Here is a 24,795-nt window from a genome sequence, read left to right on the forward strand (position 1 = left end):
GAATTAAAATTAGCCACCTCTGCCCCGGTTTGGCGGCAAATGGCGGCCAGTTGATCCTTATCAAAACCGATGACCGCGGCCATGGCGCCTTTGGTTTCTTTCGCGGCCTCTTCCATCAAGGTCCCGCGTTTTTGCACCAAATGCAAAGCATCCGCGAAGGAAATGGCGCCGGAAGCGGCCAAAGCCGAATACTCCCCCAAACTTAAACCGGCGGCATAACGGACTTTGACGGACTTGAATTTAGGGTGAGCTTCAAAGGCCTTTAGGGCCGCGATGCTGGCGGTGAAAATAGCGCTTTGGCAATACGCTGTCTGGGTCAACCGTTCTTCCGGGCCTTCAAAGATCACCTTCAATAAACCATTAGCACAGATCTTTTCGGCTTCGTCAAAAATGGCTTTGGCCAAAGCGGACGTGTCATAAAATTCCCTGCCCATGCCGACTTTTTGGGCGCCCTGCCCGGGAAAAATTAAAGCGACATTTACCATTTGACCACATTCGCCGCGCTGACCAGTCCCGCGCCAAAAGCCACCAAAACCACCTTACTGCCTTTTTTGATCCGTTTGGTCTTGACGGCCTCGTAAAGAGCAACGGCGATGGACGCGGCGGACATATTGCCGTATTTATCAATATTAACGAAAAATTTTTCCTTGGGGATGCCCAATTTCCTGGCCACCGCTGAAATGATACGGTCATTGGCCTGATGAGGAACAACGCAGTCCACGTCGCTTTTTTTCATTTTGGCTTTTTTAAGCACCTGCTCAACGGCCTCGGCCATGGAATTGACCGCGACCTTGAACAATTCCTGGCCCTGCATGACCACATGCGGCAATTGGGTGTGCGTGGCTTTTTGAGGGTCGAACGGACTGCGCATCTCCTGGGCCACCACTTCCATCAAATGACCGTATTTTCCGAACGACCGGGTAAAATCGGCGATGATGCCACCGGAACGCGCCTTGCCCAGAACGCAGGCGCCGGCCCCGTCCCCGAAAAGGATACAGGTGGAACGGTCTTTCCAATCAATCAGCCCGCTGATCCGCTCGGCCGCGATGACCAAAACGTTTTTTGCCGCGCCTGTCCGGATGTATTGTTTCGCCGTGGTCAAGGCGTATAAAAACCCCGAGCAGGCCGCGGAAACGTCAAAAGCCGTGGCATTGAATGCCCCCAGGGTTTTTTGCACCTTGCATGCCATGGACGGAAAATTGCTGTCCGGGCTGATCGTGGCCACGATGATGAGGTCTATTTTTTGCGCCGGGATCCCGGCGTCTTTGAGTGCCCGCGCCGCGGCTTTAGCGGCAAGGTCGCTGGTCTTTTCTTTAATGCCGGCGATGCGCCGCTCAACAATGCCCGTGCGTGTGCGGATCCACTCATCGGAGGTCGCGACCATTTTTTCCAGGTCAAAATTGGTGAGTTTTCTCGCGGGCAAATAAACGCCTAAACCAAGGATGCCGACATGGGGCATGGTCATTTGACCGCCTCTTCCTTGATCTTTGCCAAAACATCATGTTCCACTTCGCGGATGGCCGCGCGGATGGCGTTCCTGATGGCTTTAGGCGAAGAACGGCCGTGGCTGATGAGTACCAGCCCATCCACCCCCAATAAAGGGGCGCCGCCGTATTCGGAATAATCAATGGATCTTCTGGCTTCGCTCAAACTGGATTTTAAAAGCAACGCGCCAAGGATGGCGATGGGATTCTTTTTGATCTCCCGCTTCATCAGTATACCGACGCTTTCCATCAAGCCCTCGGAAACCTTCAAAGCCACGTTGCCCACGTAACCGTCGCAGACAATGCAATGCGCCTTGCCGGTGAATATCTCATTGGCCTCAATATTGCCGATAAAATCGGGTTCCCTTTCTTCCAGTATTTTGTGGGCTTCTTTTTCCAACTCGGTGCCCTTGCCTTCCTCCGCGCCGATATTCAAAAGCCCCACACTCGGATGAGGGATCTCCAGGACGAGGCGCGCGTAGACCTTGGCCATTTTGGCATATTGCAATAAATGTTCGGGCTTGGCCGCGGTGTTGGCGCCCAGATCGATCATGAAAGAAAATTTCTTCAGGGTGGGGATGACGCAGCCGATGCCCGGGCGGTCTACACCAGGGATCATGCCCAGCACAACAGTGGAAGCGGCCACCACGGCACCGGTATTGCCGGCGCTGATAAAAGCGTCATAGCCGCCTTTTTTCAAAAGCCCGACACCGACGGTAATGGATGAATTTTTCTTCTGGCGGATGGAAGCGATGGCGTGATCATCCATGGCCACGATCTCCGGGGCATGGACGATCTCAATAAGGCCTTGGGGGTATTTGTATTTTTTGAGCTCGGCCTCGACGCGTTGGGCAATGCCGACCAAGACCACCGGTACGCGGTAGGCGTTCACCGCGTCAACGGCCCCAGCAACTACATTTTCAGGGGCATGATCCCCGCCCATGGCATCGACAACGATCTTCATAGTATTATTATTTTACGGCTTTGGCAGCCACTTCGACAATGTGCGTGCCTTTATAATACCCGCAGAACGGGCATATGCGATGGGGCAGCCCCGCTTTTTGGCATTGCGGACATTTGCGCAAAGCCGCGACAGTCACCTTCCAGTGGGTGCGGCGTTTACGCCCGCGGCTTTTTGAATGTTGTCTTTTCGGTAATGGCATGATAACTCTCCCTTATTTACATTTACATTTTTCGGTATTAAGATTTGCCCCGCATTTCGCGCAAATCCCCTTGCAATCCTCCCTGCACAGGATCCGGGCGGGATTGCTCATGATCATTTCCTGCCGGATCTCCTCCCCTAGGTCCACATATTCAGCTTCGGGTTCCAAAGGAAAATTAAAATGGTATTCCTTAACCTCCAGGCGTTGAAAATTTTCCAGACAACGGGAGCAGGTATATCCGTATTCCGTCTCCACCCGCGCTTCGGCCACAATGACATTGTCCACCTTGGCCAGATGCGCGTGGACCTTCAACGGCGAACGCAGGTCGATCTCTTCATCGGTCAGGCCGATCCCTTCCTTCGGGACGACCTGGTCGATCTCCTTGCCTTTAAACGTGATGTCCCGGATGGAAACCCTGATCATCGCTTCAGGCGCTCTTTCAACTTGCGTTCGACCGCCGCGGGGACCAGTGAAGAAACGTCCCCGTGGAGGGTCGCGACTTCCTTAAGCAAACTGGAAGAAAGGAAAGACACGTGCTCGGAAGGCATCAAAAACACCGTCTCAATGTCCTGGGCCAGGCGCCGGTTGGTCAACGCGATCTGGAACTCATAATCAAAATCAGAGGTCATGCGCAAACCGCGGATGAGGACATTGACCTGCTTGCGACGGGCATAATCAACGACCAGGCCGTCAAATGCTTCCACCTGGACATTGGGGATATCCGCTGTCACTTCCTTGAGCATGGCCACGCGTTCGGCAATGGTAAAGAACGCTTTTTTGCCGCTATTGTCCGCCGCCGCAACGATGACTTTGTCAAAAATACGCGCGGCCCGGTGGATAACGTCCAAATGACCGTTGGTCGCGGGGTCAAAACTGCCCGGATATATTGCGGTTTTGCCGTGTGCCATGAGTACCTTAGTCCGTAACCTTCTGTAAAATAGTCAGTTGGGAGGCCCCGTACCGGCGTTCGCTGACGACTTTCATATGTTCCGGTACGTCCACGCGCTCGGCCGGATCGTGCTGTACGACGAGAAAACTGTGAGCGTGTAATATATCATTTACCCCCGGGCATTTCAAGGTTTTTTTGGCGAGGTTGCGGTCAAACGGGGGGTCAAAAAAGACGATATCAAAGGTTTGGTCCTTTTGGGCCAATTTCTTAATTGAAGCAAAGACATCCGCCTCCAGGATCCGGTATTGTTCCCCCAGATCAATGCCTAAGATGCGGCAGTTTTCGCGTAGGATTTCGGCATTTTTGGGGTCTTTTTCTACCATGGTCACTTCCTTGGCCCCCCGGGATATGGCCTCCAGACCCACCGCCCCGCTTCCGGAAAAAAGGTCCAAAAATGTCAGCCCTTTAAAGTCATGCCCTAAAATGTCAAACACCGCGGCCCTTAAAACATTCTGGGTCGGCCTGATGCCGGAGGGCATGTAAAAATTGCGTCCTTTATATTTCCCGGAAAGTATTTTCATAGATAATTCGGCACTTATCCCGCCAGCACCGCGTCCAAATAATGCGGATACCTTTTCTTGATGACTGACCTGATCAAACGGTTTGCCGGACTCTTCAACGGCGGATCCTTACGTGTCAGCCCTATCGCTTCCTGGCGGGCTTTTTCCAAAATATCCATTTGGGTCAAAGGGCCGGTTGTCCTCAATTCATCGGCCCCATGCTGATGACGGCCGAAATAATGCCCCGGCCCGCGGATCTGCAGGTCCTGTTGGGCGATCTTAAACCCGTCGGTGGTTTTGATAAAAATATCCAGGCGCGCCTTGGACTCCGGGGTCTTGGAGTCGGTGACCAGAATGCACACGCCGTCCTGCGGCCCGCGTCCGATCCGTCCGCGCATTTGGTGCAATTGGCTTAAACCAAATCTCTCGGCATGCTCAATGACCATGACATTGGCATTGGCCACGTCAATACCCACCTCAAGGATGGTGGTGGCCACGAGGATGTCCAGCTCATGGTTCTTGAACTTGAGCATGGTCTCCTGGGCCTCCTTCCTGTCCATCTGCCCGTGGACCAAAGCCAGCCGCAGGCCTTTGAACTCAAACTGAATGAAATGCCTGAACATGTCCTTGGCCGCTTTGAGGTCCAGCGCTTCGCTTTCTTCCACCATGGGATAAATGATATAGGCCTGCGTGCCTTTGTTCACCTGTTGACGCACCTGTTCATAAACAGCCGGAGCTTTGTCCATTGTGAAACGATAGGTTTGGACCTTTCCGCGCCCGGGCGGCATTTCATCGATCACAGACACGTCCAGGTCCCCATACAGGGTCAGGCACAAAGTCCTTGGAATAGGCGTCGCGGTCATGACCAAAACATCGGGGTTGCTCCCTTTGGCTGACAATAAAGCCCGCTGATCAACGCCGAATTTATGCTGTTCATCGATCACGACAAAGGTCAGCTTCTTAAAAGCAACGGTGTCCTGCAAAAGCGCGTGGGTGCCGATGACAAGATCAATGCCCCCCTCTTTCAAGCCACGCAACACCTGTTCCCTGTCTTTTTTAGACATGGAACTGGTCAAAAGCGCCGGACGCATGCCCTTAAAAACACCGCGGCCCATGAGCTTCTCAAAATGGACATAATGCTGTCTGGCCAAGATCTCCGTCGGTGCCATGAACGCGCTTTGACCGCCATTGTGGAACGCCGCGGCACAGCCGAAGAATGCCGCGGCTGTTTTGCCGCAGCCGACATCGCCCTGCAAAAGCCGCAGCATGGGACGGGGCTTGGCCATGTCTTCGGCCATCTCGGAGGCGACCCTCATCTGGGCCCGGGTGAGCGTAAAAGGGAACGACCGGACGTAATCCTCCATGAACGTCTTTTCAATGCGGTGAGCAACGCCCTCCTTGGTCGTAATGCTCAAACGCCTCAACAGCACGCAAACCTGAAAAAGAAAGAATTCTTCGAATGCCGCGCGGCGGCCCGCCTTTTCCTGCTCCCGGGCGCTGTCGGGAAAATGGATCTGCCGTATGCCCTCGGCCATGCACCCAAAACCCTGCCTGACCCGGACATCAGCCGGCACAATGTCCCTCATTTGACCGCCGTACTTTTCCAATGCCGCATCAATGGCCTTGCGCAAGAAACGCTGGGTGATCCCCTTGGTCAAAGGATAGACCGGCACGATCCGGCCCATGTTCAGCGACCTGTCCTCGGGGGTGATCAGTTCAAAATCCGGCATGATCATCTGCAGGCGTTTCTTAAAGACATCCACCCTGCCGTAAAAAACCGCCTCCTGCCCCGGCTTGAAATACTTGTCCAGCCACGGCCGGTTGAACCACACGCAGAAAACACGCCCGCTTTTGTCCCCCACCGATATCTCAAAGGTCTTGTGGCGGGAATAAAAATTGCGTTTGCCCACCGTCAAAACCTTGGCTGAAACGGTCTGTGTTTCGCCGGCTGAAAGCATGGCGATGGGCGTGAATTGAGAGCGGTCCTCATAACGAAAAGGAAAAAGGTACAGCAAATCCTCGACGCTGTAGATGCCGAGATCAGCCAAAAGTTTGGCCTTGCCCGGCCCAACGCCTTTGACGTATTGGACGGAAATATCGTTTAAGTGTTCAGGCATGAAAAGGGGCGGGCTTGTGAACTAAAAACGCATGGACTTAAGACGCCGGGCCAATTGCTTGCGGTAATTCTTATGGAACACCTCTTCAAAATCATAAGCGTTCTTGAAACTCTCGTAATTGTCATGGGCGTCTTTGGAAAGGATCTTATGCTCCACCAGATGATACACCATATTGCCGAAATCATCCGTGGTCTTCACCCCCCAGAAATTAAGGATGGTCAGGATCATGGGCCCGAATTTCTTGAGCAAAAGCGCCCTGATGCCCTCCAGGAGTTGGGCCCCGGTGACGTGCTTGGCTCTTTTGAACCTTTTCTGGCTGTAATGCAGGGCCTCCATGATGAATTCGTAGGCCTCGGGGTGATAGCGGGGATCCGTCGTACAGATCTTCGAAATGATGCTGTAGAACTCCTCATTCATTGAGTTTATTTTAGCATCCCTAAAACGAAACTCAAAAGGAATCTTAAGAAAATAAAAGGCCCCGCGATCAACGACCGCGGGGCCTCAAAGAAACCGGTAACGTTCTACTCTCCCATGGCCATGTGACCACAGTACCATCGACCTCGGTGGGCTTAACTTCCGTATTCGGAATGGGAACGGGTGTAACACCACCAGTAAAGTTACCGGAAGATCAAATGACAATTGCGGAATAAAGGGAAGCACAAAACCGTAAAAATTAAAAATGATCAAGCATTTGGCAGATTAGTACCGTTTAGCTAAAATCCTTACGGACCTTACACATACGGCCTATCAACGTCGTAGTCTACAACGTGCCTTCACCCCCTTGCGGGGGATCGATCATTCATCTTGAGATAGGCTTCGCGCTTATATGCATTCAGCGCTTATCCCTTCCGAACATGGCTACCCAGCCATTACCCTTGGCAGGATAACTGGAACACCAGAGGTTCGTATCTCCCGGTCCTCTCGTACTAAGGAGATCTTCTCTTCAATGATCGTGCGCCCACACCAGATAGAGACCGAACTGTCTCACGACGTTCTAAACCCAGCTCACGTACCCTTTTAACCGGCGAACAGCCGGACCCTTGGGACCTTATACAGCCCCAGGATAGGATGAGCCGACATCGAGGTGCCAATCCGCGCTGTCGATATGAACTCTCGAGCGCGATCAGCCTGTTATCCCCAGAGTACCTATTGTTCGTTGAGCGATGGCAATCCCACATTCAACCACCGGATCACTAAGCCCCACTTTCGTGCCTGCTCGTCCTGTCGGACTCGCAGTCAGGCTCCCTTATGCCTTTGCACTCTACAGACGATTGCCGACCGTCCTGAGGGAACCTTTGGACCCCTTCGTTATTCTTTAGAAGGGAACCGCCCCAGTCAAACTGCCCATCTGGCACTGTTTCCTGTCTGGTTTCACAGAGCAGAGTTAGAATCTAGATATCAACAGGCTGGTATTTCACTGATGGCTCCACCCCGGCTAACGCCGGAGCTTCAAAGCCTCCCAGCTATGCTACACAGTCAAAATCCAAATCCAATACCAGAATGCAGTAAAGGTTCTGGGGTCTTTTCGTCTTGGTGCGGGTAGACGGCATCTTCACCGCCGCTACAATTTCGCCGAGTTCCTCCTCGAGACAGCGCCCAAGTTGTTACACCATTCGTGCGCGTGGGAACTTACCCCACAAGGAATTTCGCTACCTTAGGACCGTTATAGTTACGGCCGCCGTTTACTGGGGCTTCAGTTCGAAGCTTCTCTGCCTTGCGGCAAATGACCTCTCCCCTTAACCTTCCAGCACCGGGCAGGTGTCACACCCTATACGTTCTCTTTCGAGTTAGCAGAGTGATGTGTTTTTACTAAACAGTCACCCGGGCCTCTTTACTGTGACCATTCGGGCTTCGGACGTGATGTCCTACACCCATTTGGCACCCCTTCTCCCGAAGTTACGGGGTGATTTTGCCTAGTTCCTTAAGGAGGATTCTCTCGAGCACCTTGGCATATTCTGCCTATCTACCTGTGTCGGATTCCGGTACGATCGACCACGAGACTCCCTTGATGGTTTTTCTCGGCAGCCTGGCATTCGCCACTTCCCTCGCACTTGCGATTGAGGTCCCCGTCAGCTCTTACCCCGTCTTGCGACGGAGCTACGGCTTTGGACGCAGACATCCAACACTGCGCATGGCCTAGCCTCCTGCGTCACATCAAGGTGATAACGTTCGTAGTCGGTTCAGGAATATTAACCTGACCTCCATCGATTACGCCTTTCGGCCTCACCTTAGGATCGACTAACCCTGGGCGGATTAACCTTCCCCAGGAAACCTTAGATTTTCGGTGCTACAGTTTCTCGCTGTAGTTTTCGCTACTCATACCAACAGTATCACTAGTGCTTACTCCAGCATTCCTCTCGGTATGCCTTCAACGCTTAGCACTACGCTCCCCTACCCCTCGTTTATCCGAAGACAAACGAAGCCATGACTTCGGTTATAAGCTTGAGCCCCGATCATTTTCGGCGCGAGATCACTCGACCAGTGAGCTGTTACGCACTCTTTAAATGATGGCTGCCTCTAAGCCAACATCCTGGCTGTCTGTGTGATCTCACTTCCTTTACCACTTAGCTTATATTAGGGACCTTAATCGATGGTCTGGGCTGTTTCCCTCTCGAGCAAGAAGCTTAGCCCTCTCACTCTGACTTCCGAGATACAGTAAGCGGTATTTGGAGTTTGGTTAGGTTTGGCGGCCTGGTAAGGCCCCTAGCCTATTCAGTAACTCTACCCCCGCTTAGTAATTCCTCGAAGCTAGTCCTAGAACTATTTCGGGGAGAACCAGCAATTGCCACGTTTGACTAGCCTTTCACTCCGATCCACAGCTCATCCCGAATCTTTTCAACGATAATGGGTTCGGTCCTCCACTTCGTTTTCACGAAGCTTCAACCTGGCCATGGATAGATCACGTGGTTTCGGGTCTATTATGTGCTACTTGGTCGCCCTATTCAGACTCGGTTTCCCTGCGCCTGCGTCCCAGAAGGGACTTAAGCTTGCAACACATAATAACTCGTTGGTCCATTATGCAAAAGGTACGCCGTTAGCCATTTTTGCCTTGCGGCAAACATAGGCCTTCGACAGCTTGTAGGTTTATAATTTCAGGTTCTATTTCACTCCCCTCCCGGGGTTCTTTTCAACTTTCCCTCACGGTACTTGTCCACTTTCGGTCAGACGGAGTATTTAGGCTTAGCCCATGGTCGGGCCAGATTCCTGCCAGATTTCCCGTGCCCGGCAGTACTTGGGATCCTTCTAGGCCGCTTTGAGATTTCGCATACGTGGCTCTCACACTCTATGGCGTGTTTTTTCAAACACCTCTGCTATCTCATTGCATACCACATTGAAGTCCCGCAACCCCAGCAGGCAAGCCTGCTGGTTTAGCCTGTTCTCTCTTCGCTCGCCGCTACTAAGAGAATCCCATTCGGTTTCTTTTCCTGAGGCTACTTAGATGTTTCAATTCGCCTCGTTTAGCTTTTTACGCCTATGGATTCAGCGTAAAATAACTGGATATGAGTCCAGTTGGGTTGTCCCATTCGGAGATCTCCGGATCAAAGCCTATTTGCGGCTCCCCGAAGCTTATCGCAGCTTACCACGTCCTTCATCGCCTGTGTCTGCCAAGTCATCCATTATAAACCCTTTGTAGCTTGATCATAAAACTGTCCTTGACCAGGGCGCGAGAAACCCCCGGCCAAGAAAAAACACTCGGCATTGCACTACCCTTTATTCCACAATTGTCAAAGAGCTACTCTGCCGGAAGCCGTTGCCGCCGGCAGAAAAATATGCTCACAACCGATCGTCCGAGAAATATCTGGTGGAGCCGAGGAGGATCGAACTCCTGACCCCCTGCTTGCAAAGCAGGCGCTCTCCCAGCTGAGCTACGGCCCCGAAGGGCTTATCGTATGGTGGGCCCGAGGGGAGTCGAACCACTGACCTCGTCCTTATCAGGGACGCGCTCTAACCAACTGAGCTACGGGCCCATAAAAGTCAGTGGTAGAAATTATGGGGACGTAAGACAAAGGTAGCACCTACCTTTTTATAAGAAGGTAGGTGCTACCTTTGTAGCCTTAGTCCCCATAATTCTTACCAAATATAAAAAGCCAAGTCATTCTCAAAGAGAGATTCTGTCAATAAACTGCCATCCTCTCAAAGAAGGACTTACCACATTTTCTCTACCCTATCATAAGAATAGAAAGGAGGTGATCCAGCCGCACGTTCCCGTACGGCTACCTTGTTACGACTTAGCGCCAATCATCGGTTTTACCTTCGGCCTATCTACATAGGACTTCGGGTACTCCCGACTCTCATCGCTTGACGGGCGGTGTGTACAAGGCCCGGGAACGTATTCACGGCAGCGTGCTGATCTGCCATTACTAGCGATTCCGGCTTCATGGAGTCGGATTGCAGACTCCAATCTGAACTGGGGGTAAGTTTTTGAGATTAGCTCCCCCTCGCGGGTTGGCAACCCTTTGTCTTACCCATTGTAACACGTGTGTCGCCCAGGGCATAAAGGCCGTACTGACTTGACGTCATCTCCACCTTCCTCCTGGTTATCCCAGGCAGTCTCCTTAGAGTGCCTCTGATCCGGCAAGCCGGATCAGAGTTGCAACAAAGGATAATGGTTGCGCTCGTTGCGGGACTTAACCCAACATCTCACGACACGAGCTGACGACAGCCATGCAGCACCTGTGCAGGCTCCTGACTTGACAGGTCGTTCCACTTTCATTTCACTACTTCCTGCATGTCAAGCCCTGGTGAGGTTTTTCGCGTAGCTTCGAATTAAACCACATGTTCCACCGCTTGTGCGGGCCCCCGTCAATTCCTTTGAGTTTTAGCCTTGCGACCGTAGTCCCCAGGTGGAGCACTTAATGCGTTAGCTGCGGCACCGAATCCCGAAGGACCCGACACCTAGTGCTCATCGTTTACGGCTAGGACTACCAGAGTATCTAATTCTGTTTGCTCCCCTAGCTTTCGCAATTTAGCGTCAGTGATGACCCAGAAAATCGCCTTCGCATCTGGTGTTCTTCTCGATATCTACAGATTTCACCCTTACACCGAGAATTCCATTTTCCTCTGTCACACTCAAGCCGGGCAGTTTGGAAGGCAGTTCTCCGATTGAGCCGGAGTATTTCACCCCCCACTTACCTGGCCGCCTACTTGCCCTTTACACCCAATAATTCCGAGTAACGCTAGCCACCTCCGTATTACCGCGGCTGCTGGCACGGAGTTAGCCGTGGCTTATTCTGCAGGTACCGTCAGCTTCAGGGTTATTGACCCTAAAGGTTTCTTTCCTGCCAAAAGAGGTTTACGATCCGAAAACCTTCATCCCTCACGCGGCGTCGCATAGTCAGGCTTTCGCCCATTGCTAAAGATTCTCGACTGCAGCCTCCCGTAGGAGTCTGGGCAGTGTCTCAGTCCCAGTGTGGCTGACCATCCTCTCAGACCAGCTAAGCGTCTTAGCCTTGGTAGGCCATTACCCTACCAACTAGCTGATGCTACGCAAGCTCATCCCTTAACGACAGGCCTTGCGGTCCCCGTCTTTGAACATAAAATTATGCAATCTCATGATCTCATCGGATATTACTCCTATTCTCATAGGGCTATGTCCGGTTAAGGGGAAGATTACTTACGTGTTCCTCACCCGTTTGCCGCTATTCCCTTGCGGGAATCGCTCGACTTGCATGCCTAATCCACGCCGCCAGCGTTCACTCTGAGCCAGGATCAAACTCTCCAAAAATAACTTGGCTTTTTTGTAAACTTTGGCTAATTGAATTGAATCGGACAATCGATTGTCAAAGAACGTCTGCAAAAAATGTTTTATAAGATTAACAGATAAACGCTTGATGTCAAGAAAATTGTTTGACTATTTCAATAAAGCCGCAAATGGCTTATTTTGCAAGGGTTTTAAGATGAAAAAGAACCCAGAAGGCGGGTCAAATTGCCCCCAAAAACCATGCCTCTTTCGCGGGAGGACAGGAGGGTTTGGCTGATGACCCCCAGGGAATCCGTAAAGTTCTGGTTGGCGGGAAAATCACTGCCCCAAAGGATATGGGCAATATCCGTCACTTCCAAAGCTCCTGATAAAGAGGCCGGCGACTTGGAGCCGCTGGTGTCAAAATATAAATTCCTGAAATACTCTCCCGGCGCTTTGCCCAAATCCTTGACAAAATTGCGCTTGCGCAGCATCGCATACGTGGAATCAAAACGTTCTTTGACGATGGGCAAAACCCCGCCATAGTGGGCAAAAATAAAATTCACGCCGGGATGCCTTAAAAATACGCCGGACATCATCATTTTGCCGATGCACATGGACACGTCAAAAACATATTCCAAGACCGGGCTTAACAAGGGGTCGCGCACGCGCTGTTCGCCGATGGGGTCCATGATCTGGGGATGGACGTGGATGGGAAAATGTTTGGCGCGGGCGAACGCGTACACGTCTTCAAACAGAGCATCGTCGAGATAGGTCCCCTGATAACTGGACGCGAGGGAAATGGCTTTGAGCCCCAGGTCTTCCATGCGCTTTAATTCCCGGGCGATGGCTGATGGGGCGTCCACCGGAATAATGCCGGCACCAACGAAACGGTCCGAATATTTTTTCACAAGATCGGCAATGGAAGAATTATATACGGAACACAATTTCTCCCATCCGCCCATGTTCAGGTGCGCGTCGCTGGTGGGATAGACCAGCAAAGCCCGGTCCACATGATACTCGTCCATGAGACGCAGTTGTTTGTCCGCGTCCGACCAATGCTCCTTGAAGAACGCTGTTTTCTGCGCCACGTCGGGCGGCATATAATGGCTGTGCGCGTCAATGACCATCAGACCATCTTACTGTCTTTGAGGATCTTGTCCGCGGCCTGCAGGGCCTTCATGAGTTCCGGCAAAAGGTGGATGTTGATGGAAACGCCTTTGGCCGTCGGGACCATTTGGTCAGAGCCCTGGGTCAAGGTCCATATGCGCACATCAACCAGGTCATTGCCCTTGAACTCACGGATGCCCACGCGGACTTCCTGGAACTTATTTTTGGGAAACACTGAAACGGTTTTGTCCATGATGTTCCTTTCAACCGGCCTGCTCACCGGCTCGCAGGCGCGCTAAGCGGTCCGGCTTATTCGCCGGACCAGCGCCCTACTTCGCCTGCGTCTGTTGATAGTCAATGATGGGTTTGGTCCATGTCGTCAATTGATTGATGACCGCCAACTCCAAAGGACAGGCAATATTCCCTATTCCTTCGACTGCATAGGTTTATTTTGCTTGAGTCTGTTGATAGTCAATTATTGGCTTAGTCCATGTTGTTAACTGATTAATGACTGCTAATTCAAGGGGACATGCGTTTGCTGGTACTGACAATGCAAAGCTGACCATGTCTGCCACGGCCACCGGGTCCATCAAACGGTCGCGCTGTTCCTTGGCCACGTCTTTCAAATGATCGGTCAGATCTGACGCGACGACACCGGGCAACAATGAAGTGACCTTGATATTGTGTTCGCGCATTTCCCAGAACAGGCCTTTGAGGAACGAACGCAAACCCATTTTCAGGGAACTGTAGGCCAAAAATCCGCGCGGGATGGGGTCCACCAGCGTCGAACCGGAAACCACGCTGATGATCTGCCCGCTCTTGCGCGCCACCATGTCGGGGATGACCAGGCGGATCAGGCGCACATAGCCCAAATAATTGACATGGGCGAGCATTTCAAAATCCTCAATGGGCTGTTGGTGGAATGGATGCTGGCTGGAAACGCCGGCCACGTTGACGAGAATATCAATTTGTTTGAAATGTGCCTTGGCCTTTTCCACCAAATTCTTAAGGTCTTCCAGTTTGGCCACGTCGGTCGGAATGCCGACGGCCTCGATGTGATATTTGCTTTTTAATTCCTGCACAGCCGCATCCAAAGGCCCCTGCGTGCGCGCGGCCAGCACCACATTGGCCCCGTGCTCGGCCAAACGCGCGGCAATGGCACGGCCGATGCCGCGGCTTGCCCCGGTGATAAGGGCTGTCTTGCCTTTGAGATCAACCAAAACATGTGCCATACATTTCCTTTCCTGAATGGTCATTCCCCGAATACATCAGGGATGGACTTTTGCCGCAACGGCGTTGAAGGAATGATCTTCGGAACAAAAATGATCTGGGCCAGCATCAAACAACCGATCGCGAAAAACGTCAGGCCGAAATTCATCTGGATGAAATTGCCGCTCAAATAAAACCCTAAGCCGCCGCTGAAAAACCGCACCGAAGAATTCAACGCCGCCAGTTCCGGCCGGTACATGTCCGAAAGATCCGTCAGCACCGTGGATATACCGTTGTGGGCAATGGTCCAGCCGACGGAGATCATGGAAAGCACCAGGGCCAAAAACGCCAGCGAATAATGGCCGTATAAAGCCATGGTGGATAATCCTAAGATCGCGATCCCTATATAGCAGGAATTAACGCGGCCATATTTATCCGTGACCACCCCGCCGATGAGCTGTCCCGCCACAGAGGCAATGGCCGTTAAAATGATCAAAGAACTGATGGTCAACTGATCGTAATTGTAGACCTTATCCAGATAAACGCCATACCATTTGCATACGCCGTGAAAGAACAAACTCATGAAAAAAATAAAGATCAGGATGCGACGCAAACCGGCCAGACGAAAAGCATCGCCATAATTGACCTTGACCCCGGTATTGGCCTCCATGCCTTCCTCGGGACAGAACCATAAACCGAAAACAAGTACAAAGCCCAACAGCGCCGGGACCGCGAATAGCCAATGCCAGTCGGCAAAAGCGCTTAAGACCAGCCCCAGCAAGGCGCCAAAGAACGACGAACTGAAAAACAACCCCAGGACCCGGCCGCGGATGTCTTTTTCAAATATCTTGCCCAGCGTCATGATCGCCAGCGGTGTGACGGCCGCGGCACCGATGCCCGCGATGACCCGCCCCAAGAGGATCATATTGAGCGAATCCGTCCACAGGCACATCCAGTTGCCGAAACCGCACAGCGCAACAGCCGCGATCATCAAATTTTTGATGGAGAACCGCACGGCCAGCGGCGCGTAAAAAAGCGCGCATACGCCATAGGGAATGATATAGAACGGGATGATGCCCGCCGCATCCCCCATTGGAACATTCAAAGAGCGGCTGACCGCCGGAATGACCGCGGTCAGGGCTGAAATGTTAAATGAAACAAGAACGTTGGTACAGCAAAAGAAAAATAAGATCCAACGTCTGCTAACGGGCGATCGATCATCGCCCCTACTTACTGACATGGGCTTCAGATTCGATCACTTTCTTGAATATCTGCAGGTTATCCTGCGAATGCTTGTTGATGAACCCTTCGATCTGCTCGGCGGTGAATTTGGTGAATTTGGGGTCCATTTCAAAATCCTGGATCCATTTCATGGAAATGCCGCCTTGAACTTCGGTATAGAACCACACAATTTTCATATACAAAAATGGGAACAGCGGGTCCCAACGCTGGGCATAGGCGAATTTCAGGTCCTTGTATAACCAGCGTTTGGACACCCATGACTTGCCATCCTCATCGGTCAGGCGAAAGGTGATCTCGTTGCCCTTGTGCTCCAGCACATCAGCGCTGGCATATTCCTTGCCGAACAATTCAGTCCAGCGTTCAATCTTGTTGGAAATATCAAAAATCAACTCGTATGGCGCATTGATGATGATTGAATTTACTGTATGTCCCATATCTGCCCTCCCTAAATAAATATTGACTAATAATCAATAAATAATTATACTTACATCAATTAGTGCCCCGGTGGTGTAATGGATCAGCATGCAGCTCTGGCGATGTCTGAGGCGCGGGTTCGAATCCCGCCTGGGGTACTAAAGGCCTTAAAGATCGAGCCAGAGCGATTTTTAAGGCCATCTTTTTTCTTGCAAAGAACAGTTAAAAATGATATATTTTAATTAATCGATTTTCGCCAGAGCTGTATGTTATCCAGTTTCATTAGGCCGCGATCACTCGCGGCCTTTCTTTTTATGTTTGCAACCACCCTTTTAACCTCATTCCGGACGCATGATAATTCTTGGCTGGCACCGATTCCCGATTCTCCACGGCGCGCTTCCCTTCTGCCCTTCTCTCGTTGGGCTGTCCCCCATTCCCAGGGTCAAGACTAGTTGGGCGTTCTAATTTAATGAATCGTGTCTTTTTTAAACTACAGCCAAGATAAATTTAATCTATAAAATAGCGACTACCCTGCTCCAACCCGCTCCCGCATTCCTTACTTTAACAGGTAAACAAGACACCGTAAACCCAAACGGTTTCGGGATGGTGCCTAAATTACCCAAACGTTCCATGTGACAATACTCGCGCTCGCGTCCGAGGAAATGGCAGGGCCAGATCTTACTCTTGTCCTTGGTGGTCAAAAATTCCTTGAACATCAAAAAACACGGGCGGTCAAGGCCGATGGTGTCAATGCCCATCATCTTGATGCCCGCATCCAGCAAATACTCCACGGCATCGGGCATCATGCCCACATATTTGTTCACGTAATCGTCGGTCCCCAACAACTTGTCCCCACCCGTATAAATGAGCACAATGTCCATTGGCTTTAAAATATATTTGATCTTTTTCAGCGCGGCAATGACATGGTCCTTGGTGATGGCATCGGGGAATTTCAAATGGGTGAGATCCAAAACCACGCCGGGGCCATAACACCACTCCAGCGGCACGTCCATGATCTGTTTGGCCGGCTTGCCCTCGCACATACTTCCATAATGGAACGGCGCATCCACATGAGAGCCCATGTGCACCGACGAATGCACCACTTCCAAAGACGGCATTTCGCCGCCGGGGATCTCCTCTGCCGTAGCAACACGCTCGCCTTTGTCAAAACGCTCCTGGCCCCCGGGCTGTTTGCTCATCACCACCCAGTTGAAATGTTCAACACCCTGCGCATGCGTGATGCGGTCGATCTTGGCATCGTGCGTTTCGACAAGTGTGTCATCTATGGGTAAACTAAGGTCTATAATTTTCATAATGCCTGGATTCCCGACAGAAACATTCGGGAATGACAATTGGATTAATGCTCATGCCCACAGCCGCAGGAATGGCCGCCACTGGCCTGGGCCTTGGATCTTAGAATGCCGATGATCTCATTGAACGAATGCGTCTTTTTCAATTCATTGTCCTTAAGCGCGATGCCCAGTTCCTTTTTGATACCGACCGAGATCTCCACCATTTCCGTTGAGTCAATGTCCAAGGACTCGTCCAGTTTTGCGCCGGGGATGATCTCGCTGTCCTTGATATCCAGAACCTTTTTGAAGATGGCTTTGACCTTGCTTTCGAGGTCTGTCTGGGTCTGCATTTTTTTCTCCGTTTAATGTTTTTAAAGTTTCTGCAGGACTAAAACGCAGTTGATCCCGCCGCGTCCGCGGTTGATGATCAAAGCATTCTTGATAGTTTTTGCCTGCGCTTTGTTGGGGCAATAATCCAGGTCGCATTCCGGGTCCGGTGTCTGATAATTGATGGTCGGCGGCACCATGCCGTGTTCCATGGCCAGCACCGTCGTGATGACGTCCAAAGCCCCGCAGGCGCCCAGCATATTGCCGAACACCGACTTAGGCGCGGACACCGGTACCTTCTTCGCGTAACCGTTAAAGGCCTGTTTGATGGCTTTTGTTTCGGTGATGTCGCCCAAAACTGTTGCAGCACCATCAGCGCAAATATAATCAATGTCTTTGGGGGAAAGCCCGGCATCGTCCAGGGCTGATCTGATGGCACGGGCCAATTGTTTGGCATCCGGCGCCGGATCAATGCGGTTGACAGCATCGGTGGTGGACGCATAACCGATGATATTGGCATAGACATGGGCTTTACGCTTGATGGCCCGTGACTGCGGTTCCAGCGTCAAGACCCCGGCACCTTCGGCAATGGCCAAACCATCGCGGTTTTTGTCAAACGGCCGATACGCTTGGCGCGGGTCATCATTGCGTTTGGACAAAACCCCTGACGTGTTGCAGCACAAAAGCGCGTAGGGCGTCACCGGCGCTTCCATGCCCCCGGCCAAAATAAAATCGCATTTGTTACGGATGATGGTCCTGGCCGCGTAGCCGATGGCCATCAAAGAACTGGCCCTGTCCGCGACAATGGTCTTGGAAAAACCTTTGATGCCGTAATGAATGGATATCTGCCCCTGCGGTGCCGCGGGAAACCACGCGGAGGCCATGAAAGGACTCACCCCTTCCCGGCCTTCCAGATACATATCGCGCAACTCGGTCTCGGCATACAGCCAACCGCCCAAGGCATTGCCCATAAAGATCCCGACGCGCTTTAAATCCTCGTCAGGCAGATTAATGCCCGCGTCATTCAGGCACATTTCAGAAGCCACCAAAGCCATATGCGAAAAAAGATCTATCTTCTTTAAAAGCCGCGATGAGACATTGCTATAAGCATCCAATTCTTTGACAGTCCCGGCAATGCGCGACGGATAAGCGCTGGCGTCGAAACGCTCGATCTTTTCAACCGCGCTCCTGCCATGGGCCACATTGGCCCAGAACACTTTTTTGTCCATCCCTGACGGGGATATGACGCCTAAACCGGTGATCGCAATGGGGTCCATTAGGAATACCTTTGCAAGGTCATGGCTGAGTGAATGCCGGAAAAACCACTGGATGTCTTAAGAATACAATTAACTTTCTTCTGTATCGCTTCGTTGGGAATGTAATACAGATCACATAAGGGGTCCGGTTCCTGCTGATTGATGGTCGGCGGCAAAATGTTGCGCTCAAAGATCAGGGAACTCAAAGCCAGCTCTATTCCGTTGGCACCGGCCAAAGGATGGCCGATCATGGACTTCACCGAACTGATGGGAACTTTATACGCGTACGGGCCCAAGGCCATCTTATAAGCGCTGGTCTCGAACACATCGTTCTGGCGCGTCGAGGAACCATGGGCGTTGACATAATCAATGGTTTCGGGTTTGATGCCGGCATCTTCCAGGGCCAAGGTAATGCTGTCGGCCATGGCATCGCCTTCCGGCGGCAGATCGGTCATGTGATAAGCATTGCAGGTGGTGCCGAAACCGGTGATCTCGCAATAAATGCGCGCCCCGCGTTTGAGGGCGTGCTCCAATTCTTCAACGACCAAAAGCCCGGCGCCTTCGGAAATGACAAAACCGTTGCGTTGATTGTCGAACGGCCGTGAGGCCCCGGCCGGATCATCATTGTGCACGGAAAGGACATTGACAGTGTCAAAAGCGCCGAACGTGATGGGGGTGACGGGCGCTTCACTGGCGCCGGTGAGCATGATGTCCGCGTCCCCGTCGCTGATGGCCTCAAAAGAAAACCCGACGGAGTCCGTGCCCGCGGTACAACCCGTAGAAATGGTATTGCAAACACCCTGAAGGCCATACTTGGCGGAAAGTTCACTCGAAGGCGTGTTGAACATCGCGGCATCGTATAGGTCCGGACGGACAATAAGCGGATTGATGGGTTTCTTGCCGCTGTCCGTGACCAGGGCGAATTCTTCTTCCATGTATTTGGTGCCGCAAATGGCATTGGCCAAAGACACGCCCATGCGCTCTTTGTCCACTTTGAAGAGATCCAAACGGGAATCCTGCAAGGCCATGCGGCCGGCCACCATGGCGAATTGGACATAACGGTCCATGCGTATGGCTTCTTCAAACGTAAGACCCAAAGCCACGGGGTCAAAATCACGCACCTGGGCCGCGATCTTGGTGTTAAAGAGCGACACATCAAATTCTGTGACCCGGCGCACAGCCGAAACGCCCTTGATCATGGCGCTGTAACAGGCATCATTGCCGATGCCGTTGGGCGCGATGATGCCGACGCCCGTGACAACCACCCTGCGTTTCTTATTCTTATTCATCAATGCCTCAACGTTTCGTCCATCAAATTGTTATGGCTGGCAATGACCTGCCAGCGGTCCTTACCTTTTTTCCACGTCATGGTGTAGCGGCGGATGACCCGCTTGCCGCCTTCCGCGTTGATCTCAACCGTAAAGATCAAATATTGCAAAATGGCGATGTCCCCGTGGAGTTTCATCTGAACAGGACGCAATTCGCAGATGGCGATATTCGTATTCTTGGTCCAGAACCCCACCCATTTCTCCAGCCACGGACGGTCAACGGGAATGGGGCTTTCATGGCCATAGCCGATCATGTCAGGATGAATGTATTTAATAAATTCATCCACACGCTTGTTGATCAAATGGTCCCAATGCGTTTCCACGCAACCCCACACCTCACGCTCTTTTTCCCCCCAATACTCTGGGATCCATGACGCTAATTGACTCATATGGCCTCCGCTTTTAATTTTAAACCAAATGCGTTCTTCACATGTTCCACACTAAAGAATTTTCCCGTCCGCTCAACCTCATGCACCATATCCACGACGCGTTCGTTGAGCGGCGCATGGCCATGCAGACCTTTAGCCAAACGCACCGCTTCCCCGTTAATGAACTCTATTTCGCTCGTCTTGCCGCGCAGGATGCTCTGCAAAATAGAACCGTACAACGGTTCTTTGCTCAAACCGGTCAGGGTTTTGTTGATGATCCCAGCACTTTGTTCAAGCGGCATATTGGCCAAACCTAAAATTCTTTCCTTCGGGAAATCCGGCATGGAAACCATCTCGATCTTCGCCTGCCGCACAATGTCCAGCCCTTCCTTGAGCAGCAGAATGCTCAAACGGCACAGGTCCAGATCAGCAAAGGTCTCCTGCATGGACTTGCCGACCAGCGCCGGGATGCAATTGTTGAAATTCACAAAAAGTTTCAGGTACTTCATCCCCATGATGTCGGGGCTCATCACCACTTTAAACGCCTTGCCCAGGACCTCACCGGCCTTATGCGCGGCCGGGTCCAAAGGCGCCAAGGGACGGCCGATGATCCAATCGCCTTCAAAATTGAAAGTCACCTCGCCGGGTTTGACGTAAGTAGCGCCGAACATCACGATGCTTGACATTTGCCGGCCGCGGTCAAGATGGTTGCTCAATAAATGGTCCGCCTGTACGCCGTTCTGGCTTGTCAAAACAAGGCCTGTTCCCAGATATTCACTATTTTGCTCAAAGGCCTTTTCCAGGTCTTGCGTCTTGACGGTAAAAATGACCAGGTCATAGGGTTTGTCCAGACGCAAGGCGGTGCGCACGCGAATATTCTCACTTCCCCGCACGCCCTTGATGGTCAGACCATTGGCCTTGATGGCCTTCACCTGATCGGGCCGGCCCACTAAAAGCACGTCCTGCCCTGCCTTGGTCAAATAACCGGCGACAACACAACCGATGGCGCCGGCACCGATGACCGCGATCGTCATGCCTGCCCCTTATAATGAAGACCAACCTCATCCATGATACGGATCATCAACGAATAGAAGGCCTTGGGCACTTCCGTCGTGAAAGCGGCCACAATGTCCTTTTCCTCAACCTGCGTCGAGGCGCGCTGCTGCGCGTTCTGTTCGGCCTTTTTATTCACCACTTCCTGCGCGATGCCGCGATGGAAAATGGGAATAAGATTGAGCATCCTGTTGTATTTAGCCAGGGCCGTGGGCTCCCAGGCCATTGTCGTGTGAACGCTGACCATTATTTTACTTCGCCGCGGACACGCGCGAGTTCGCCTCCCATTTGGAAATGTTATTCATGAAATCCTTCACGCACAATTTCACCTTGATATGATAGTTGCTTTCCATGATCCGGTGGATGCGTTCCGGCTTGGAATAATATTCACGCATGCACCAGGCCCCCAAACGGCCGACCTCCTCGATGCTGAGATGATCGGTGGGGATGACCGGATGCTGGAAATCCCAGTCCTTGAGATCGATCTTGTCCGGATCGAACCATCCTTTCTTGATCCCGTAACGCCAGTCCGGAGAATTGGGCACCGGCGTCAAATAATCCAGGGCAAAAATGTCCGAATCGATCTCATCGGCAACGCGCAAACGTTCCTTGATCTTCGCTTCCGTGTCCTCTTTGAGGCCGATCAATACCGTCCCGACACTGCCGATATCATTTTCACGCAAAATATCGACCGTCTTTCTGATCTGCGCGATGGTCACTCCTTTGCCGGTCTTGCTCAAGGTCATATCGTCCTCGACCTCCACACCCGTTAACGCCAAAAACAAGCCCGCTTTTTTCATCAACGGCAGGATCTCGTGCTGGGAGACCCATTGGTCGGCACGGCCCAAACACACCCAGTCGATCTTGTTGCCGCGCTTGAGTTTCTCCTCGCAGAATTCGATCATGGCGGCGGTGTCCGTATTGAACGCGTCATCCTGAAAAACAACCGTGTTGATCCCGTATTGCTTCTCTAAAATATCCAGTTCATCAACGATGCGTTTGCCTTTCAGCCCCCGCCAGGACGTGAAATCTTTGGCGGCGGTGCGGCTGTCATAAAGCGCCCATTCATAACAAAAATGACATTTGCCCGGACAACCGCGGGACGTCATCAATTCCGCGAACGGTTTCCAATAGGTGTGCCCGACATATTTGTCCATGGGGAACAGATCATAAGCCGGCATGGGCAGGACGTTCAAATCAGGGATCAGATCACGGTGCGGCCCCACGACAATGGCCCCGTCTTTCTGACGGGACACCAGGCCCGGGATCTCCCGTTCATTCCTGGGATCGCCCGCGGCCATATTATTGATCAGGTCCTCCATGGTCAATTCCGCCTCCCCGATCATGATGTAGTCAATGGTCGGGTTCAAGCGCATCTGGCGTTCGTAATCGCCGGAATACCATAACCCCCCGGCCACGGTCCTGACCTTAGGGCTAGCTTCTTTGATGATGCGAAGCCCCTCATTAAAATACCAGATGACCGCGGCACCGCAGGTGGAATGCAGCAATTCCCCGACAAAAACAATGTCCGGCTTGCTGTTTTGAACGAATTTCAGCATCGCCTCCCAGTCCATGTCCAGCGCGCGGGAGTCGAGCACTTCCACCTGGGCTAGATTTCTTTCACGCAAATAGGCGGCCAGCTGCGCGTGCATCTGATTGGCGGCTTTGTGGTTGCCGTGTGAATCCCATGCTTTCAACGGCGGTGTCAAAAATAGAACTTTCATAACGTTCTCCTGTTATTGTACGGGCGGGGTTACCCCGCCCCTACGTTCATTTAAAACCACGACGTGACCAGCGGCTTGCCTCCCGGCGTCTGGTCAGTGGTGACTGTTTTGATCTGTGTGTATTCATACAGCCCTTCTTTGCCCAATTCCCGTCCAAAACCGCTTTGTTTATACCCGCCGAACGGCACGGCATTGTCAAAAGCGCCATAGGTATTGATCCAGACCGTGCCGCAACGTAAACGTTTGGCCACACCATTGGCCTTGGCCAGATCCTGCGTCCACACCATGGCCGCGAGACCATACTTGGTTTCATTGGCCAGATGAACCGCCTCATCAACGGATGTAAAAGGCATCACGCACAATACCGGGCCAAAAATTTCTTCCTGCGCGATGGTCATGTTGTTGCGCACGTCAATAAAGATCGTGGGTTCAAGATAAGCCCCTTTAGGATTTGTCCCCGCCGGAACTTTACCGCCGCACACCAATTTTGCCCCTTCTTTCTTGCCCTGTTCGATCAAACGCAAAACAGCGTCGCGATGGGTAGTATTGACCAAAGGACCGAACTCGGTCTCAAAACTGTCCGCCGGGCCTATCGTTAATGTTTGGGCGCGTTTCACCAGTTGCCCGACGAATGTCTTATAAATTTTGTCCTCCACCAAAAGCCGCGACCCGGCCGTGCACATCTGTCCCTGATTCATAAAAATGGAAGCCAAAGTCCCGCCCACCGCCGCTTCCATATTGCAATCGGCAAAAACGATGTTGGGAGATTTGCCGCCCAATTCCAGCGTCAATTTCTTAATGCTCTTGGCGGCCTGGGCCATCACCGCTTTTCCGGTTTCTGTTGAGCCGGTAAAAGACACCATATCCACCTGGGAATGGGAAACCAGCTCGCTGCCGGCCTGGGCACGTGAAGAACTGATGATATTTAAAACACCTTTAGGTAATCCGGCCTGGGCGATGATCTTGCCTAAAGCCATGACCGCAACACAGGCGGTCGGCGATGGTTTTAAAACAACGGTATTGCCGGCCAGTAAAGCCGGAGCGATCTTCCACGCGGCCGTGATCAAAGGATAATTCCAGGGAATAATGGCCGCCACAACACCAACAGGTTCCCGGCTGACAAGACACAGATGAGGGGACGGTATTTCTATGGTCTCGTTATTTAACGGGGTCTCGAAATTTCCAAAATATTCAAACGTATCCGCGCAGGTCGGGACATCAATGAAGGTCGCGTGCTTGATGGTCTTACCGGTTGACCAGCATTCCAGGTCCGCTAATTCTTTGGCATTCTCCCGGATCAGTTGGGCGATGCGCAATAAAAATTTTCCCCGTTCGGCCGTGGCCATTTGCGGCCAGCGGCCGTGGTCAAAAGCCAGGCGAGCGGCGTTGACAGCGATCTCAACGTCCACGGCATCAGCGTCCGCCAAGCGCGCGAACACCTCGCCGTTGGAAGGATTAACGCAATCAAAATATTGACCGCTCAACGAAGGCGCTACCTTGCCTTCGAGCAACAAATCAAATTTCTCTATTTTTGATCCTATTATCATATTCATACGGAATTATGGGGACACAATACTTA

The 24,795-nt window shown here is 52.1% G+C and carries 23 protein-coding genes, 2 tRNA genes, 3 rRNA genes and 1 pseudogene; 1 reads left to right on the forward strand and 28 read right to left on the reverse strand.

Features of this window, described 5'->3' with window-relative positions:
- The 19 genes from Q7K71_03515 to Q7K71_03605 form a co-directional block, all read right to left on the reverse strand.
- On the reverse strand, positions 1-485 hold a 485-nt coding region (locus tag Q7K71_03515; GenBank protein MDO8675173.1), incomplete at its 3' end, for an ACP S-malonyltransferase.
- Positions 479-1,459: a beta-ketoacyl-ACP synthase III gene (locus tag Q7K71_03520; GenBank protein MDO8675174.1), complete on the reverse strand. Its 981-nt coding sequence runs from the start codon at positions 1,457-1,459 to the stop codon at positions 479-481. The genes Q7K71_03520 and Q7K71_03515, both read right to left, overlap by 7 nt.
- A gap of 2 nt (positions 1,460-1,461) precedes the next feature.
- Positions 1,462-2,448 carry a phosphate acyltransferase PlsX gene (gene plsX, locus Q7K71_03525; protein ID MDO8675175.1) on the reverse strand — a complete coding sequence of 329 codons (987 nt, stop codon included), beginning with the start codon at positions 2,446-2,448 and terminating at the stop codon, positions 1,462-1,464.
- Between the two features lie 7 nt (positions 2,449-2,455).
- Positions 2,456-2,647 carry a 50S ribosomal protein L32 gene (gene rpmF, locus Q7K71_03530; GenBank protein MDO8675176.1) on the reverse strand — a complete coding sequence of 64 codons (192 nt, stop codon included), beginning with the start codon at positions 2,645-2,647 and terminating at the stop codon, positions 2,456-2,458.
- A gap of 12 nt (positions 2,648-2,659) precedes the next feature.
- A complete protein-coding gene (locus tag Q7K71_03535; GenBank protein ID MDO8675177.1) occupies positions 2,660-3,070 on the reverse strand; it encodes a DUF177 domain-containing protein in 411 nt (136 codons plus the stop codon).
- Positions 3,067-3,555 carry a pantetheine-phosphate adenylyltransferase gene (coaD, locus tag Q7K71_03540; GenBank protein ID MDO8675178.1) on the reverse strand — a complete coding sequence of 163 codons (489 nt, stop codon included), beginning with the start codon at positions 3,553-3,555 and terminating at the stop codon, positions 3,067-3,069. Before coaD ends, Q7K71_03535 begins: the two co-directional genes overlap by 4 nt.
- Before the next feature lie 7 nt (positions 3,556-3,562).
- The gene (gene rsmD / locus Q7K71_03545) at positions 3,563-4,117 is read right to left on the reverse strand and encodes a 16S rRNA (guanine(966)-N(2))-methyltransferase RsmD (GenBank protein MDO8675179.1); all 555 of its coding nucleotides are present in this window, start codon (positions 4,115-4,117) and stop codon (positions 3,563-3,565) included.
- A 14-nt stretch (positions 4,118-4,131) separates the two neighbouring features.
- Positions 4,132-6,213 carry an ATP-dependent DNA helicase RecG gene (gene recG, locus Q7K71_03550; GenBank protein MDO8675180.1) on the reverse strand — a complete coding sequence of 694 codons (2,082 nt, stop codon included), beginning with the start codon at positions 6,211-6,213 and terminating at the stop codon, positions 4,132-4,134.
- A 21-nt stretch (positions 6,214-6,234) separates the two neighbouring features.
- The gene (locus tag Q7K71_03555; GenBank protein ID MDO8675181.1) at positions 6,235-6,630 is read right to left on the reverse strand and encodes a hypothetical protein; all 396 of its coding nucleotides are present in this window, start codon (positions 6,628-6,630) and stop codon (positions 6,235-6,237) included.
- A 91-nt stretch (positions 6,631-6,721) separates the two neighbouring features.
- Positions 6,722-6,838 (reverse strand): 5S ribosomal RNA (gene rrf / locus Q7K71_03560).
- A 54-nt stretch (positions 6,839-6,892) separates the two neighbouring features.
- A 23S ribosomal RNA gene (locus Q7K71_03565) occupies positions 6,893-9,854 on the reverse strand.
- A 159-nt stretch (positions 9,855-10,013) separates the two neighbouring features.
- Positions 10,014-10,089 (reverse strand) — tRNA-Ala (locus Q7K71_03570).
- A 15-nt stretch (positions 10,090-10,104) separates the two neighbouring features.
- Positions 10,105-10,181 (reverse strand) — tRNA-Ile (locus tag Q7K71_03575).
- A gap of 212 nt (positions 10,182-10,393) precedes the next feature.
- A 16S ribosomal RNA gene (locus tag Q7K71_03580) occupies positions 10,394-11,938 on the reverse strand.
- The 16S, 23S and 5S rRNA genes sit together here with 2 tRNA genes alongside, the layout of an rRNA operon.
- Before the next feature lie 167 nt (positions 11,939-12,105).
- Positions 12,106-13,023, reverse strand: a complete 918-nt coding sequence (locus Q7K71_03585) for an amidohydrolase family protein (protein MDO8675182.1) — start codon at positions 13,021-13,023, stop codon at positions 12,106-12,108.
- Positions 13,023-13,256 (reverse strand): transcriptional coactivator p15/PC4 family protein, encoded by a 234-nt coding sequence (locus Q7K71_03590; GenBank protein ID MDO8675183.1) that lies wholly within the window; start codon positions 13,254-13,256, stop codon positions 13,023-13,025. The genes Q7K71_03585 and Q7K71_03590 overlap by 1 nt, the downstream gene beginning before the upstream one ends.
- A 193-nt stretch (positions 13,257-13,449) precedes the next feature.
- Positions 13,450-14,235, reverse strand: a complete 786-nt coding sequence (locus Q7K71_03595; GenBank protein MDO8675184.1) for an SDR family oxidoreductase — start codon at positions 14,233-14,235, stop codon at positions 13,450-13,452.
- A gap of 20 nt (positions 14,236-14,255) precedes the next feature.
- Positions 14,256-15,452: an MFS transporter gene (locus Q7K71_03600; protein ID MDO8675185.1), complete on the reverse strand. Its 1,197-nt coding sequence runs from the start codon at positions 15,450-15,452 to the stop codon at positions 14,256-14,258.
- Positions 15,439-15,888 carry a polyketide cyclase gene (locus tag Q7K71_03605; protein MDO8675186.1) on the reverse strand — a complete coding sequence of 150 codons (450 nt, stop codon included), beginning with the start codon at positions 15,886-15,888 and terminating at the stop codon, positions 15,439-15,441. The genes Q7K71_03600 and Q7K71_03605 overlap by 14 nt, the downstream gene beginning before the upstream one ends.
- 64 nt (positions 15,889-15,952) lie before the next feature.
- Between Q7K71_03605 and Q7K71_03610 the strand changes: the two are divergent.
- Positions 15,953-16,026: pseudogene (locus tag Q7K71_03610) on the forward strand.
- Between the two features lie 354 nt (positions 16,027-16,380).
- Here Q7K71_03610 and Q7K71_03615 read toward each other — a convergent pair.
- The 9 genes from Q7K71_03615 to Q7K71_03655 are packed head-to-tail and all read right to left on the reverse strand — an operon-like array spanning position 16,381 to position 24,769.
- Entirely contained in the window at positions 16,381-17,181 is an 801-nt protein-coding gene (locus Q7K71_03615) for a cyclase family protein (GenBank protein ID MDO8675187.1), read from the reverse strand.
- Positions 17,182-17,225: 44 nt separating this feature from the next.
- Positions 17,226-17,510, reverse strand: coding sequence for an acyl carrier protein (locus Q7K71_03620; protein ID MDO8675188.1), 285 nt, complete (start codon positions 17,508-17,510; stop codon positions 17,226-17,228).
- Between the two features lie 21 nt (positions 17,511-17,531).
- On the reverse strand, positions 17,532-18,764 hold the full coding sequence (locus Q7K71_03625; protein ID MDO8675189.1) for a beta-ketoacyl-[acyl-carrier-protein] synthase family protein: 1,233 nt from the start codon (positions 18,762-18,764) through the stop codon (positions 17,532-17,534).
- Positions 18,764-20,032, reverse strand: a complete 1,269-nt coding sequence (locus tag Q7K71_03630; protein MDO8675190.1) for a beta-ketoacyl-[acyl-carrier-protein] synthase family protein — start codon at positions 20,030-20,032, stop codon at positions 18,764-18,766. The genes Q7K71_03625 and Q7K71_03630 overlap by 1 nt, the downstream gene beginning before the upstream one ends.
- Positions 20,032-20,460, reverse strand: a complete 429-nt coding sequence (locus Q7K71_03635; GenBank protein ID MDO8675191.1) for a nuclear transport factor 2 family protein — start codon at positions 20,458-20,460, stop codon at positions 20,032-20,034. Before Q7K71_03635 ends, Q7K71_03630 begins: the two co-directional genes overlap by 1 nt.
- Entirely contained in the window at positions 20,457-21,473 is a 1,017-nt protein-coding gene (locus Q7K71_03640; protein ID MDO8675192.1) for a 2-dehydropantoate 2-reductase, read from the reverse strand. Before Q7K71_03640 ends, Q7K71_03635 begins: the two co-directional genes overlap by 4 nt.
- Entirely contained in the window at positions 21,470-21,739 is a 270-nt protein-coding gene (locus Q7K71_03645) for a hypothetical protein (protein MDO8675193.1), read from the reverse strand. The genes Q7K71_03640 and Q7K71_03645 overlap by 4 nt, the downstream gene beginning before the upstream one ends.
- Positions 21,740-21,743: 4 nt before the next feature.
- On the reverse strand, positions 21,744-23,216 hold the full coding sequence (locus Q7K71_03650; GenBank protein MDO8675194.1) for a radical SAM protein: 1,473 nt from the start codon (positions 23,214-23,216) through the stop codon (positions 21,744-21,746).
- Positions 23,217-23,266: 50 nt separating this feature from the next.
- Positions 23,267-24,769 (reverse strand): aldehyde dehydrogenase family protein, encoded by a 1,503-nt coding sequence (locus tag Q7K71_03655; protein MDO8675195.1) that lies wholly within the window; start codon positions 24,767-24,769, stop codon positions 23,267-23,269.
- Between the last annotated feature and the right edge of the window lie 26 nt (positions 24,770-24,795).

It is taken from the genome of Candidatus Omnitrophota bacterium (genome assembly GCA_030650275.1).
In the GTDB taxonomy this organism is placed as follows: domain Bacteria; phylum Omnitrophota; class Gorgyraeia; order Zapsychrales; family Fredricksoniimonadaceae; genus JACPXN01.